Source organism: Croceicoccus mobilis (genome assembly GCF_001661965.1).
Taxonomy (GTDB): Bacteria; Pseudomonadota; Alphaproteobacteria; order Sphingomonadales; family Sphingomonadaceae; genus Croceicoccus; species Croceicoccus mobilis.
The window spans coordinates 149,251-162,096 of record NZ_LYWZ01000021.1 but is presented as its reverse complement, the minus strand read 5'-3'; the positions used below and the strand labels follow the sequence as shown (position 1 = coordinate 162,096).

10 protein-coding genes, 1 tRNA gene and 1 other annotated feature are annotated in these 12,846 nt (G+C 59.8%); of the genes, 3 read left to right on the top strand and 8 right to left on the bottom strand.

The window, feature by feature from the left end; genetic code table 11:
* Positions 1 to 39: 39 nt before the first annotated feature.
* A protein-coding gene (locus A9D13_RS07525; protein WP_373288794.1) for an IS3 family transposase occupies positions 40 to 1,268 on the bottom strand; the annotation gives its coding sequence in 2 pieces (ribosomal slippage) (positions 40 to 977 and positions 977 to 1,268; 1,230 coding nt in all).
* Positions 873 to 987 (bottom strand) — a sequence feature (AL1L pseudoknot). Its footprint overlaps the gene before it by 115 nt.
* Before the next feature lie 270 nt (positions 1,269 to 1,538).
* Between A9D13_RS07525 and A9D13_RS20455 the strand changes: the two genes are divergently transcribed.
* The gene (locus A9D13_RS20455; RefSeq protein WP_156521958.1) at positions 1,539 to 4,100 is read left to right on the top strand and encodes an RNA-directed DNA polymerase; all 2,562 of its coding nucleotides are present in this window, start codon (positions 1,539 to 1,541) and stop codon (positions 4,098 to 4,100) included.
* A gap of 165 nt (positions 4,101 to 4,265) precedes the next feature.
* On the opposite strand, the gene A9D13_RS07515 is transcribed toward A9D13_RS20455, so the two are convergent.
* The 3 genes from A9D13_RS07515 to A9D13_RS07505 form a co-directional block, all read right to left on the bottom strand.
* A complete protein-coding gene (locus A9D13_RS07515) occupies positions 4,266 to 5,921 on the bottom strand; it encodes a site-specific integrase (protein WP_066772119.1) in 1,656 nt (551 codons plus the stop codon).
* 85 nt (positions 5,922 to 6,006) lie between these two features.
* Positions 6,007 to 6,082: transfer RNA gene (locus A9D13_RS07510), tRNA-Ile, on the bottom strand.
* 66 nt (positions 6,083 to 6,148) lie between these two features.
* Positions 6,149 to 7,927, bottom strand: a complete 1,779-nt coding sequence (locus A9D13_RS07505) for an ATP-binding protein (RefSeq protein ID WP_066772117.1) — start codon at positions 7,925 to 7,927, stop codon at positions 6,149 to 6,151.
* A 293-nt stretch (positions 7,928 to 8,220) separates the two neighbouring features.
* Between A9D13_RS07505 and A9D13_RS07500 the strand changes: the two genes are divergently transcribed.
* Positions 8,221 to 8,688: an Lrp/AsnC family transcriptional regulator gene (locus tag A9D13_RS07500; RefSeq protein WP_066772115.1), complete on the top strand. Its 468-nt coding sequence runs from the start codon at positions 8,221 to 8,223 to the stop codon at positions 8,686 to 8,688.
* A 122-nt stretch (positions 8,689 to 8,810) separates the two neighbouring features.
* Complete coding sequence (locus A9D13_RS07495; RefSeq protein WP_156521957.1) at positions 8,811 to 9,131, top strand: hypothetical protein; 321 nt, start codon at positions 8,811 to 8,813, stop codon at positions 9,129 to 9,131.
* Here A9D13_RS07495 and A9D13_RS07490 read toward each other — a convergent pair.
* The 4 genes from A9D13_RS07490 to accB all read right to left on the bottom strand — a co-directional run bounded on the left by A9D13_RS07490 (position 9,115) and on the right by accB (position 12,788).
* Complete coding sequence (locus A9D13_RS07490; RefSeq protein WP_066772108.1) at positions 9,115 to 10,176, bottom strand: hypothetical protein; 1,062 nt, start codon at positions 10,174 to 10,176, stop codon at positions 9,115 to 9,117. The two genes, A9D13_RS07495 and A9D13_RS07490, sit on opposite strands and share 17 nt — an antisense overlap.
* A 184-nt stretch (positions 10,177 to 10,360) precedes the next feature.
* Positions 10,361 to 10,798: an FKBP-type peptidyl-prolyl cis-trans isomerase gene (locus A9D13_RS07485; protein WP_066772106.1), complete on the bottom strand. Its 438-nt coding sequence runs from the start codon at positions 10,796 to 10,798 to the stop codon at positions 10,361 to 10,363.
* Positions 10,799 to 10,975: 177 nt separating this feature from the next.
* The gene (accC, locus tag A9D13_RS07480) at positions 10,976 to 12,325 is read right to left on the bottom strand and encodes an acetyl-CoA carboxylase biotin carboxylase subunit (protein ID WP_066772104.1); all 1,350 of its coding nucleotides are present in this window, start codon (positions 12,323 to 12,325) and stop codon (positions 10,976 to 10,978) included.
* A gap of 13 nt (positions 12,326 to 12,338) precedes the next feature.
* The gene (gene accB / locus A9D13_RS07475) at positions 12,339 to 12,788 is read right to left on the bottom strand and encodes an acetyl-CoA carboxylase biotin carboxyl carrier protein (RefSeq protein WP_172808122.1); all 450 of its coding nucleotides are present in this window, start codon (positions 12,786 to 12,788) and stop codon (positions 12,339 to 12,341) included.
* Between the last annotated feature and the right edge of the window lie 58 nt (positions 12,789 to 12,846).

The following is a 12,846-nucleotide window of genomic DNA, read 5'->3' as shown; positions in this document are numbered from 1 at the left end:
TGAAGCGTCCCGGATTTTCCGGAGGCAGTTTCAATTGAGTCATGCGACCATATCGAGGTTCCCTCTAGCTGCATAGTAATTGGCTTCGGCCTCAGCGGGTGGGATGTGCCCGATGGGGCCGAACAGACGCTGGTTGTTGAACCAATCGACCCAGCGTAGCGTTGCCATTTCCACGGCCGACACGCTTGGCCATGATCGCTGCCGCCAGATCACTTCCGCCTTGTAGAGGCCGTTGATCGTCTCGGCCAAAGCGTTGTCGTAACTGTCGCCAACGCTGCCAACGGACGGGACGAGGTTGGCCTCTGCCAAGCGCTGGGTGTAGTTCATGGCCAGATATTGGACGCCCCTGTCGCTGTGATGGATCAGGCCGTCATCAGGGCCAGGCCTGCGCGCATGGATCGCCTGTTCCAGAGCATCGAGCACGAAGCCGGCGGTCGCCGACGTGCTGACCTTCCAGCCCACGATCCGGCGGGCATAGGCATCGATCACAAATGCCACGTAGACGAACCCGGCCCAGGTGTGGACATAGGTAAAGTCGACCACCCACAAAGCGTTCGGCCGGCTGACGCGGAACTCGCGGTTGACCTTGTCGAGCGGGCACGGCGCCTTGGGGTTGCTGACGGTCGTGACCGTCGTCTTGCCTCGTCGCACGCCTGCCAGCGACATGGTGCGCATCAACCGTTCCACGGTGCACTTGGCCACAGCGATGCCCTCGCGGCGTAACTGGTGCCAGACCTTGCGGGAACCGTAGAGGCCAAAGTTGTTGTCATGGACACGCCTGATCTCTTCCTTGATCTCATCATCGCGCCGGGCACGGGCCGGACGCCTGGTAGGATCTGCAAGCCGGGCAGCATGCTCGTGGTAGGAGGACGGGGCGATCGCCAGTTCACGGCAGATCGGCTCGATACCCAGTTCCTCACGGTGCGTGTCGATAAACGACATCACCATTTGCCGTGGCGGTCGAGCTCCGCCTGAGCAAAATATGCGGATGCCTTGCGGAGTATCTCGTTGGCCCGGCGCAACTCCTTCACTTCGCGTTCCAGCGCCTTGACCCGGTCCCGGTCGCTGGCGGCCTGCGCCGCTGGTCCCGCTCGTCGGCTCGCCTCCTCACGGCACCAGCGGCGCAGCGTCTCGGTCGTGCAGCCAACCTTCCCGGCAATCGAAGACAACGCTGCCCATTCCGACGGGTAATCCCCCCGGTGCTCATCCACCATTCGCACCGCGCGGTCACGAAACTCTGGCGAAAACTTGTTCCTTGTAGCGCTCATTCTGGCTCCTTCTCACAAATAGGAGCCTCCGGAAAACCCGGGACGCTTCACTTCAGTGTTGAGGCTCACATCATTTCAGCTCTTTGGGTCAATTTTGTCGGCCATAAGTTCGATGCATGCCTTTCTTCGCACGCGCTTGCCGCACGCGTCCGGCGTTATCGAGAAGGCAAAGATCGAAAATGGATCGGAGACTATCACCGAGAAGCTCTAGGCTCGTTTGAGCCATACTTTGAGCCATATCGAAAATGGCGGGATGATGGTCTCAAAGCTATGCGCGATGCGGTTGATAGGGAGCAGCCAATCATCGCGATGACCCTCGACGTCGGCAGCTTCTATCACAACATCGACCCCAGCTTCTTTGTTCACCCGGAATTTCTCGAGGATCTGGGTGTTGAACTGAGTGCGTTTGAGTTGAGCTTTAGCCAAGTTATCAGTTCCGCGTTGAGCGCGTGGTCAGCCCTCTGCTGTGAGCAACTGAAAATATTAGATTGTCCGCTTGATGAAAATCACCAAGGTGGAATTCCTATAGGACTATCTGTAGTTAGAGTGATTTCGAATGTTCTACTTACTTTTCTAGATCGCCAGGTCGAGCAACAGCTGGGTCCGGTTTACTATGCCCGCTATGTAGACGACCTTTTCTTGGTCCTGCATGACAGCAAGGAAATCCGATCAACTCACGACCTTTGGAAATTCATTGTTAGACGAATTCCTGCCTTCAAGCGTACAGCTGACGGCAACGTCATTTTGGACTTGCCAAAATGGGGTGGGGCCACAACGATCACGCTGCAGGCTGCAAAGCAGAAAACTTTCTTTCTTAGTGGTCGGTCAGGAGCCGACCTGCTCGATCACATCGCAGCGCAAATCCGGGAAGTGTCGAGTGAGCGAAGGACCATGCCGCTTCCGGAGCAAATCGAACGGTCAGAAGCCGCACGCGCGCTTGCGGCAAGTGAAGCATCAGACGATGCTGACAGCTTGCGACGGGCAGATGGGCTAACCTTACGCCGACTAGGTTGGTCCGTTCTCCTACGTGCAGTCAATACGTTGGCACGCGACCTTCGGCCTGAAGAATGGAAATCTCAGCGGGAAGACTTCTATGAATTCGCTCACGAACATGTAATTCGTCCGGACAAGGTGCTTGAGCAAATTGATCATTTGCCGCGCCTTTTGTCGTTCGCTGTATCGCTCGGTGATTGGGCATCGGCGCGTAGAGTATATCAGGAAACGATCTCTGCTATCTTCAAACTTCAGGAAGCGACAGGCTCTGCTACGATGCGGATCAACGGCATCAAGGCTAATTCTGTCCCCGCTAAAGTTTGGAAAGACACGCGTTCTCAAGTCCAGCGCTTCTTTCGCGAAGCGCTAATTCGTGCGTTTCCAATATCCACCGGGCCTATCAGGCAACGGGCTCTGATTGGCTTGCTAAAGGATCTAGAGCTGGACGCGAAAGAGCTGGTCGATCTAGCCCTTAAAGCAAGAGAGGCAGATTGGGCGCGCACTCCGTATCGTGAACATCTCCGGACCGATGCAATTGGACAGCCGCCAGAGAAGTCGAGTGACGCAATTTTGGCAGATAGATATCCGTATTCTGATCTCTTACGCCAGTTTTTAGCCCGTACTGAGAAAACAGTAGAGGGGACGGCCCCAAGACGCGTGGCGTCGGTGGCGATCACGTCCGCCGATGATCGGTCACAAAATTCTATCCTCCCCTTTCTCTTTCCCACGCGACCTTACACGCCGGAGGAGATCGCACTTTACTTGCCCGAGGAGTGTGTTTTTGCCGAGCCAACAACCGCTGCGCATGCATGGGCAGATTACACGCGCGCAGTGCGTGGGGTCTGGGTGCGGAGCAACCTAGCGGATGAGTTGGAACCGTTGGAGAAAGGCGATAACGGAGAGGGTTTGCCAGTCGCTCCTTTTGAAAGCTCTGACAACGTTAAGCCTCCGCCAATTGTATTGAAACGTTCGGCACCTCTTCGCCCTGTGAGGCTGGGGCTGACGAGTTTCGAGGTTACTGACGAATGTTGGGAAAAAGGAGCCGCTGACGCACCAGATTTGTCGCTTAGTCGGTACCGTCAATTAGCTAGGATAGTGAATACCGCGATTGGAGCCTTCCCAAAGCCTGATTATTTGCTCTTGCCAGAACTTTCGGTGCCTGAATGTTGGATTAACACCATAGCAGGTCGATTGCGGTCGAATGGCATTAGTCTGATTGCTGGGTTGGACTACACGCACCATTCTAACAAGAGGGTAGATAGTTCAGCGGTTCTGGTGCTTTCTGATGATAGGTTAGGCTATCCGTCATCCGTTCAAATTCGTCAGCGCAAGACCCTGCCTGCTCCTCATGAGGAGGAACTTTTGTATACCAGCCACGGTCTGCAATGGGCGGAAGGGGCTGATAATAAGCGGGTCTACCAGCACAATGACCTTCATTTCGGAATTCTGGTTTGTAGCGAACTTTTGAACATGGGATATCGCGCGAATTTTCAGGGCCAAGTGGACTGTCTTATCACGCTCTCATGGAACAAAGATTTGGAGAGTTTCTCGGCGTTGATCGATGCTGCGGCTCTCGATGTTCATGCCTACATGGCGCTTGTGAATAATCGTCGTTTTGGCGACAGTCGGCTGCGTCGACCTGCGAAGCTATCGCGCGAACGTGACGTATGTCGGGTGCGCGGCGGATTGAATGACCAGTTGGTGGTTGTTGAAATCAATCCAAAGAAGCTACGACGCCAACAAAGCCGGGATAAGCGTTGGCCTCGTTCTACAGACGCTTACAAACCCGCTCCCGAGGGCTACAATATCTCCGAAACACGCAAGTGTATCCCTGATTGATAGGGTCTTAGGGTGTCAGGCAAACGCTATGCCTAGTTCTTATGAATTATCGGATCAGGTAAGTGCAACCCGTTGCATTTTTCTTCAAAACTGATGGCCTTAAGTGTCGTCACTTTTCGCATAGAAGTAAGGCTAAATGTCTCGAATTGGATTTTTTCCATTTCCCTATGCAGGAATTCGACGCGCCCCCTTAGAGCCGTACCCAGAGGCCACATTTCTGGTTGCCCACCCGCCCAAGGCCATAGCGAGGTCCTCGGATATTCCAACTTCGCGGCATGCGTCGCGAAAGCCGTGTCGGAAGCTATGAAAAACTAGTGATGGTTGATGGAGCCCTACACCTTTCTTGAAGCGGCCGAACCACTTTGAGAAATTGTGGGCGTAATCATCCTTGGAGCCGGGAAGCAAGTCGGGGAAGAGCCGGTCCGTGTCTGTGTTTTCAACAAACTCAAGGAAGCCAGATGCCAACAACTCGCTGTGCAAGGGCAACTGCCGTTCACTGGCATCGGTCTTCAAGTTTTTATCGTCAACGCGCAAGCCGGTGTCTGGGTTAAAAACGGAGAAGTCAATGAATGGGATTTCTTCTACACCGCGCACATCAGCCTTTTGAAGTTGGCAAAGCTCGCCAGCGCGTGCGCCGGAATAAAGAGCGAGCGCAGGTACCCAAAACTTCGTAGGGTTAGTCTCCTTAAAGCTGTGCAGGGCATCAAAGAGGAGCGTGAGTTCATCGGGAGTGAAGCCCCTGCGTTTAACGTTTGCACGTCGAGCAGGAGCAAGATCACGAAGGTAAAGTTTGACGCCCCAATTCTGCCCCTCGGCCCAGCGAAGCATGGCCAGAAGGTTTTGCAGGTATGAATTTACGGTGTTGGGGGCGAGGCCTGCTAGGTTCGTCCCCCTTGCGTGTTCAACGGCTTTCAACACCGAAAGCTTTGGGAAGCGCTTCATCGAGTTCGGCGGCAACGCTTCGAGTGTTTTCCTAATCGCGATGACCTTGGCGCGGTCGATGTCTCGGACCGCCATATCGGGACCCCAGACTTCCCGCAGAGTACGGAACAGGAGATCGTATTTGCGCTCAGTGCTTTCCTTGCCGTGTTGCAGTTCGCGTTCAGCTTGGAAAGCCGCAATAAGGTGCTCAAGGGTTTTGGGAGCGGAGCTACCGGCTTGGCCCATCTTGTCCCCCGAGGGGTTAAACAGAGGGTCGTAAGCGGCCCTGCGCTTGCCTTCTGCCTCATCCAGCAAAAGCTGCTCTTCAATACGAAGGCCCCGATCAACAATATCAATAAGCCTACGGTAGATTTGGCTCGAACGGTCCACGAGAGGGTATTCCACCGATGTGGTGAATTTCCCCATCTTCACTGGCGCACTTCGAACTCCGGCTTCTACCAAGAGCCGGTCAACCATTCTTGCGACGCTATCTGGCGTCGATTGCCGGTCAATTTCGCGGAGGTCGGAAATTTCCTGTGATGTAGGTAAAAAGCTGTCATCGAAGCTGCGAGCCGCCTCGCGCCTTTCCCACCATTGCCGCACCAGTTCTTCAAGGTCGGCTTTCGTCAAAGCGTCTAGATCACCGGTCAAGCGAACACGCTCAATGCGGGTGGAACCTGCCAGCCGGGCCTCTAGCCTCTCAAATTCGCCTTCAATCTCACCAAGTGCCTTGCGGTAGGCCTTGAGAGCGGCCTTTTGGTCCTTGGTCTCCAGACTTTTTCTTTTTGCACGCGTGCCCGCTAGCGGGATGAGGTGCTTTGGGACCGGCACACGAATGTACCATACGCCATTCGTTTTGCGCTGCTCCAGCCAGCGAACTTTTCCCATCTCGTCATCCATGTTGTCACAGCCAAGTGTCACAGTCTGACGAGAAAAGCCTTTGCACTTCAAATATGTACGCGTTTCCGCCGTTTGCGGAAGGGGGTGGTGGGCCCGGCAGGATTCGAACCCGCGACCTAGCCGTTATGAGCGGCCAGCTCTAACCGCTGAGCTACAGGCCCATCGCGGCCAAGCGGTTAGCCGCCACTTTCGCAGATGGCAAGCGAAGGAATGAAGATGTTCGCTTCTCAGGCAGCGGTTTCATGCAAATCGGGCGATTCATCCTGCGTCCGAGGCAGGCGGATGACGACCTGCTCGTCATCATGCGACAGCGCACCACCTGCTGCGCGCGCCTCTGCCGCGACCAGCCGCAGGGCGAAACCCGCACCCAACATGCCCAGAACCGGATCGCCGCGCTCGCTGCGACCGACCTCTGCGTTGAAAAGGGCTGTGCCGCGCAGGCTGGCGGGCAGGGTTACGGCCAGCTCGACCTGCCCATTGGCTGTCAGGTCCATGTAAAGCGTCTCGCCCGGCTGCGCTGCTGCCGACAAGGTGGCAAGAAGGCGCCAGAACATGCCCTCGGCCTCTACCTCGGCCACGGGGATCGCAACATCGGCGCCGGGCGCCGAAAGCACGAAATGGGCGCCGCTGCCCTGATCGATCGCCGCGAACTGGTCGGCCAGCTGACCGAGGAGATCGGCAAGCGCGGTCTCTCCGCCCGGCATCGCCATCTTGCCCCCGCGCATGCGGACCAGCCGCTCGACCTCTTCCAGCCCTGCCAGCAGGCGCGCGCTTTCGGCGGCAATGTCGGCAGCCTGCGCGCGATAACGGTTGGGAACGGGTCCGAACAATTGCTGCTGGATAATCTCCGCAAAGCCCTGCAGCGCGCCCAGCGGCGTGCGCAGCTCGTGCAGGGCCTGCCGTACCTCGTCGCCGCGCGGATCGCTCTCGTCACGCTTGGCGGGCTGGCGGGTGATGCGGGCATGGTGACCGAGAAACCGGCCGACGGTGTCGAAACGCGGCACCGCGTCCAGCCGCCAGCCACCGCTGATCGCGGGCGAGGCGGTGATCGTCACTGCGCCGCCGCGCACGACCTGCTGGCGGCGCAGCTTGGCGGCGGAGCGTTCGTCGATCAGCGCGGACGCATCCTCTGCCGGGGAAAGGCCGAGGCCTTTGAGCATGGGCGCGAAATGGCCGGCCCAGCTGATCCGCATGTCGCTGTCGATCCTGAGGTCGATTATGGCGGCCGTGACGGTGGGCTCGATCTCGCGGACAGGCTCGGCGGGCTTGTCCTCCGGCCCGCGGGTGGCGCGGTGCTCGCGATATTCCTCGATCCGCTGCACAAGGCCGGCAATGTCGCCGGGACGGGTATCGCCGCGCGGCGCGGCGCGCCAGCCAAAGGCATGGGTGCGAACCGCAGGCGCGCGTGCTGCGGGCAGGGTGCCGCCTTCGGCGCTGACATGCGAAGGCTCAGGAGCCGGCGCGGGCGCAGGGGTAGGCATGTCGTCGGCGGTCAAGATTTCCTCGGCAAGTTCATCGCCGCCATCATGCGCGAATTCTTGGCCCCGTGTCACTGCCGGGGGCGGAGCCGGTTCGTATTCGGACAGGTCGGCCGGTTCATCCGCTTCAGCCACACCGGGGCGCCGCGCGTTGAGCCGCAAAAGCTCTGCCCGGCGGCGCAGCCCATTGGCCAGCATGGGTACGATCGCATCCCAGCCATGGCTATCGAGATCGGCGGCGTTGAGCGCAGCTTCGGCCACGCGTTCGTCGCCCTCGCACAGCTGGGCGACCAGGGTCGCGGCGCGCAGACGCACACCCGGTTCGCCCAGGATCGCGACGCGTTCGGCCACCGGCAGGCGGCGGGAAAGAACGGAGATGCGCAGGAAGGCAGAGGCGATCAGCTGTCCGTCGGCCACCGCTCCGCCCGATCCGAGTAGGTCGACGAGCTGGCGAAACTGCGCCAGCGCGGCCCTCTCGCCATCGACGGACACGGCAAGCACCGTGCGCAAGCGATCGTCCAGCGTCATCAAGCCCCCATTGAACAGGCAGTCCGGCGGTTCCGGCCTGCGCCAAAACGGCCCTGGGCAGCGATGAAACGCATGGCCAATGCCGTCTTTGCAGGGGGTAAACAAAGTCCTAACGTTACAAAAGTGCGCCGGCGAGCACGTAGCAATCTGGAACAGACTTCACATAAATGGCATGGCGCCGAAAAAATTGCCGGGATAGAGGGTAAAAACTTTGTTATGTGTCGGGGCAGCCGTCCCCCAATGCGACAAGAGAGGTCGCGCCCCGCAAGAAGACGGTAAAGGAAGAACGCCTTATGATTCTGGATGAAATAGACCGTCACCTGCTGGCGGAACTGCAATCTGAGGGCCGCATCACCAACGTCGAACTGGCCAGCCGAGTCGGGCTGACAGCGCCGCCGTGCCTGCGCCGCGTGCGCGCGTTGGAAGAAGCGGGCATCATTCGCGGCTATCACGCAGAGCTTGATCCCGCTTCGCTGGGCTTCACGATCACCGTTTTTGCGATGGTGAGCCTGAAGAGCCAGGCCGAGGAAGCCTTGCGCACGTTCGAGGAGCACATGGGCACGCTGCCCGAAGTTCGCGAATGTCACATGCTCAATGGCGAGATCGATTTCATGCTGAAGATCGTAAGCCACGATCTGCAGAGCTTTCAGGAATTCCTGACCAGCAAGCTGACGCCTGCGCCGAACGTCGCCAGCGTCAAGACATCGCTGGTGATCCGCACGGCCAAGAGCCAGCCCGGCGTTCCGATCAAGGCGCGCTGAGCTGTCATCAGCTGGTGGGCGGACCATTCGCCCATCGGAACCTTCTACGGACGAGTCTCGTTAACGTCACATCAGGCAAGTATTTTCGTCTGGCCTTAACCGACTGGGGACAAGTCTAGCTGATGCAGCCAGTAAACCGGACCAGCCCAAATCTGCCCAGGCCGCTGATCGCGGGGGTGGCGGGCATGGTCTGCCTTGCGGCTTATTCCCCGGTATCTGCACAATCCGCCCCGACAGGCGCACTGCCCGATCCAGCCGCAAGGCAGGCGGCGGGGCTGCAGCCTGCGGGGGCGCTTGCTCTCGATTTCGACGTTACCGCCACCGACCGTAGCGCCGGCCTGCGCCCGCTTGCCGACGGGCCGGAGCTAACCGTTGCGGGCCTTGGCGGCGGGCGGAAGAAGGCGGGCAAGCTCGCGCAGCTTCTGGTCAATTGGGAGTTCTGATCGCCAGGGCTGCGGAGCGCGCTTCGGCGCGGTCGCGGACCACGGCCAGTATGTTTTCCTGCACATCCCCCAGCAGCACATCGCCCCACCAGCCGATATAGCCCGGCATTCGCGTGCGCATGCGATAGGAAGTGGCACGGCGCAGCCTGACCCTGTTTTTACCCACCGGTTTGAGCGTATATCCACCGCTATCTATCTTCAGCGTCGCGCCATCGGGTGAGATGTGGCGATCGGTATGGGCCTGAACCGAGTCGTCGGGGAAGGCAAAGTGCCATGTGATGGCGCGGCCTGCGTCGATCCGGGTAATCGATTCTTCGAAGCGGATGTCACTGCCCCATCGCGCCAGACGAACAAGATCTCCATCGCGGCGCACCAGCCGCGCCGAACTGGGGCGCGGCACTCCAAGAATGTCTTGCGTCAGGTTCGCCTTGCCTTCGTCAGGTGAAATCGCGGGCACGCTGACGAGCATGGGCCATATTGTCCGGGGATCGGCATCGACAATGACTTCGCGCACGACTTCGCGGTCTTGCCATTCGGGCGGATAGGCTGCGTCATAGCCGATCACCACCAATGGCAGCAGCAACCATCCCGCGGCATAGCTACGCCCCTGAAGGCGCGCTTCATGCTTGCGCCGAAGTCTTGCATTGAGGTGAGACACGAGTGCGCCGGTCATGGCGGCCGGAACCCACAGCGGCAGCGCCATGGCGAGGCAGATGGCGCCCTCGCCGAAAACGACATAACCGATCACGCTGAGCGCGATCAGGAAAAGCGTGGGGTAGAGATAGCAGCCCAGCATCGATTGCGTGCCGTCAGGGTCGACCAGATCGGCGGTTAACCCACCCATCGCGGCCGGCACCAGCAGCAACATTCCGAGACCGGCCCAGCTGGCACCGGCTCCGTCACTGACGCTAAAGCCGACCAGAAGGGCGACGAGAAGAAGAAGGAAAATAGCGCTGAGCGGGATGCGCCGTTGGCCGGGGAGAAAGGGTGTCAGGCCGTCCTGCGTCTCACCGGGGCGTTCGTTGTTCCCATTTTCAACCGCCATTGCAATGCGCCCCCATCCGCGCCCCGCCGTGCCCGCCGCATAAGGCAGGGTTTCGATCCAAGGGGCAGGCTGAGGCTAGTGGCGATGGGGTGGGTGGGCAAGCCAATGGGGCATTTGTAAGGCGGCATGTCCCCAGCCGCCAGCGGCGGGGGCGTTGGTCGCCCCCGCGCACTATGCCACGGCATCAGGCCGCGTTCTTGATCTCGACCAGTGTCAGGCCAAAGGTCAGGTCCTGTCCCGCCAGCGGGTGGTTGCCGTCGGCAACGACCTTGTCGTCCTCGACCTGCACGATGGTCAGGTTGACGGTCGAACCGTCCTGCTGCTGGGCGGCCAGCTGCATGCCCGGCTGCGGAGCGGGATCCGCGGGCAGCTGCGCGCGCGGAATTTCGATGATCATCTGTTCCTGACGCGGACCGAAAGCGTTTTCGGAATCGACCGTCACGGTCTTTTCGCCGCCGACTTCCATGCCCTGCAGCGCGTCCTCGATCTGCGGCATCACTTCGCCGCCGCCGATGGTGAGCGTCTGGGGACCATTTTCCTGGGTGCCGCCCACCACATTCCCGTCCTGCGTGCGCACGACGAAGTCGATGGATACGGTGTCACCGGTTTTTGCAATTGCCATTAATTTTTCCTGTGCTCGGGGGTGAGGGCGCGCGCAAAAGGCGCGCCGCGTGAAAAAGGCGCGATCAGAGGGATGCGCCGATGATTTGCCCCGATTGTCGCAAGTCGGGGCCCGTTCGTCAAACGAAGCGGGCCCCGGCAGGAAATAAGACAATTTCTTAAAGAGTTGGCGTAAAAATCAGACGTCTCTTTGCGCCAGCCACTCTTCCAGCCACTTGATCGAATAATCGCCGGACAGGAAGTCTTCCTGACGGACCAGTTCCTCGTGCAGCGGGATCGAGGTTTTCACGCCTTCGATCACCATCTCCTCCAGCGCGCGGCGCAGGCGCATGATGCAGCCTTCGCGGGTGCGGCCATAGACGATCAGCTTGGCGATCATGGAATCGTAATAGGGCGGAATGCGATAGCTGGCATAGATCCCGCTATCGACGCGAACATGCATGCCGCCCGCCGCGTGATAGCTGGTCACCTCACCCGGCGAAGGGGCGAAGGTGAAAGGGTCTTCAGCATTGATGCGACACTCGATCGCGTGGCCGGTGAAGCGCAGGTCTTCCTGCGCGACCGACAGCGGCTTGCCCTCTGCGATGCGGATCTGTTCGCGCACGAGGTCGAGACCGGTGATGGCCTCGGTTACGGGATGCTCCACCTGCAGGCGGGTGTTCATCTCGATGAAGTAGAACTCGCCGTTTTCCCACAGGAACTCGATCGTGCCCGCGCCGCGATAGCCCATGTCGGCCATGGCCTTCGAACAGATCTCGCCCATGCGCTCACGCTCTTCGGCGCTGATCACGGGGGAGGGAGCTTCCTCCAGCACCTTCTGGTGACGGCGCTGCAGCGAGCAGTCGCGTTCGCCCAGATGGATGGCATTGCCATTGCCGTCGCCGAACACCTGGAATTCGATGTGGCGCGGATTGCCGAGATATTTCTCGATATAGACGGTGTCGTCGCCAAAGGCCGATTTCGCTTCCGAACGCGCCGCGCTCATCTGCGAGGGGAGCTCTTCGGCATTCTTCACGACCTTCATGCCGCGGCCGCCGCCGCCGCTCGCCGCCTTGACCAGCACGGGATAGCCGATCTCCTCAGCCAGCTTCAGTGCTTCCTCGGCGCTTTCGACCGCGCCATCGCTGCCCGGAACGAGGGGGAGGCCCAGCGCGCCTGCGGTGCGCTTGGCTTCGACCTTGTCGCCCATGGTGCGGATATGCTCGGGCTTAGGCCCGATCCACGCGATGTCATGCGCCTCGACGATCTCGGCAAAGCGGGCGTTTTCGGACAGGAAACCGTAGCCGGGGTGGATAGCATCCGCGCCCGAGATTTCCGCTGCCGAAATGATCGCCGCGATGTTGAGATAGCTGTCGGTCGCTGACGGCGGGCCGATGCAGACCGAATGGTCGGCAAGGCGCACATGCATCGCGTCGGCGTCGGCGGTGGAGTGCACCGCGACGGTCTCGATCCCCATTTCCTGCGCGGCGCGGTGAACGCGCAGCGCAATCTCGCCGCGATTGGCAATCAGGATACGCTTGATGGCCATTATGCTGCTCGCGTCACTCGATCACGACGAGCGGCTGGTCGAATTCGACCGGCTCGGCATTGCTGATCAGGATCTGCGTCACCGTGCCCGAACGGGGCGCGGGGATGGCGTTCATCACCTTCATCGCTTCCACGATGACCAGCGTGTCGCCTGCCTTAACCTGCTGACCGACCTTGATGTAATCGGGCGCGCCGGGTTCGGGCGCCAGATAGGCCGTGCCGACCATCGGCGATTTAACCGCATCGGCATTCACGGCAGCAGCGGCAGGAGCAGCCTCAGCCGCGGCAGGCGCTGCTGCGGGAGCGGGAGCCGCCATCACCGGAGCAGCCGCAGCCACGCTGGCAATGCCACCAGCGCGCGAAACGCGAATCTTGCGTTCACCATCCTCGACCTCGATCTCGGTCAGGCCGGTTTCGCCGAGCAATTCGGCAAGTTCGCGCACCAGCGCGCTATCGACATTCATGCCGGATTTGTTCGATCGCTTGCGATCGTTCTGGATCATGTCGCCCATCAAACCCTCT

Coding starts and splice junctions, on each gene's coding strand:
- A9D13_RS20455 (WP_156521958.1), top strand. CDS start 1,539: ATGCGCGATGCGGTTGATAGGGAGCAGCCAATCATCGCGATGACCCTC.
- A9D13_RS07515 (WP_066772119.1), bottom strand. CDS start 5,921: ATGGATGACGAGATGGGAAAAGTTCGCTGGCTGGAGCAGCGCAAAACG.
- A9D13_RS07505 (WP_066772117.1), bottom strand. CDS start 7,927: ATGACGCTGGACGATCGCTTGCGCACGGTGCTTGCCGTGTCCGTCGAT.
- A9D13_RS07500 (WP_066772115.1), top strand. CDS start 8,221: ATGATTCTGGATGAAATAGACCGTCACCTGCTGGCGGAACTGCAATCT.
- A9D13_RS07495 (WP_156521957.1), top strand. CDS start 8,811: ATGCAGCCAGTAAACCGGACCAGCCCAAATCTGCCCAGGCCGCTGATC.
- A9D13_RS07490 (WP_066772108.1), bottom strand. CDS start 10,176: ATGGCGGTTGAAAATGGGAACAACGAACGCCCCGGTGAGACGCAGGAC.
- A9D13_RS07485 (WP_066772106.1), bottom strand. CDS start 10,798: ATGGCAATTGCAAAAACCGGTGACACCGTATCCATCGACTTCGTCGTG.
- accC (WP_066772104.1), bottom strand. CDS start 12,325: ATGGCCATCAAGCGTATCCTGATTGCCAATCGCGGCGAGATTGCGCTG.
- accB (WP_172808122.1), bottom strand. CDS start 12,788: ATGAATGTCGATAGCGCGCTGGTGCGCGAACTTGCCGAATTGCTCGGC.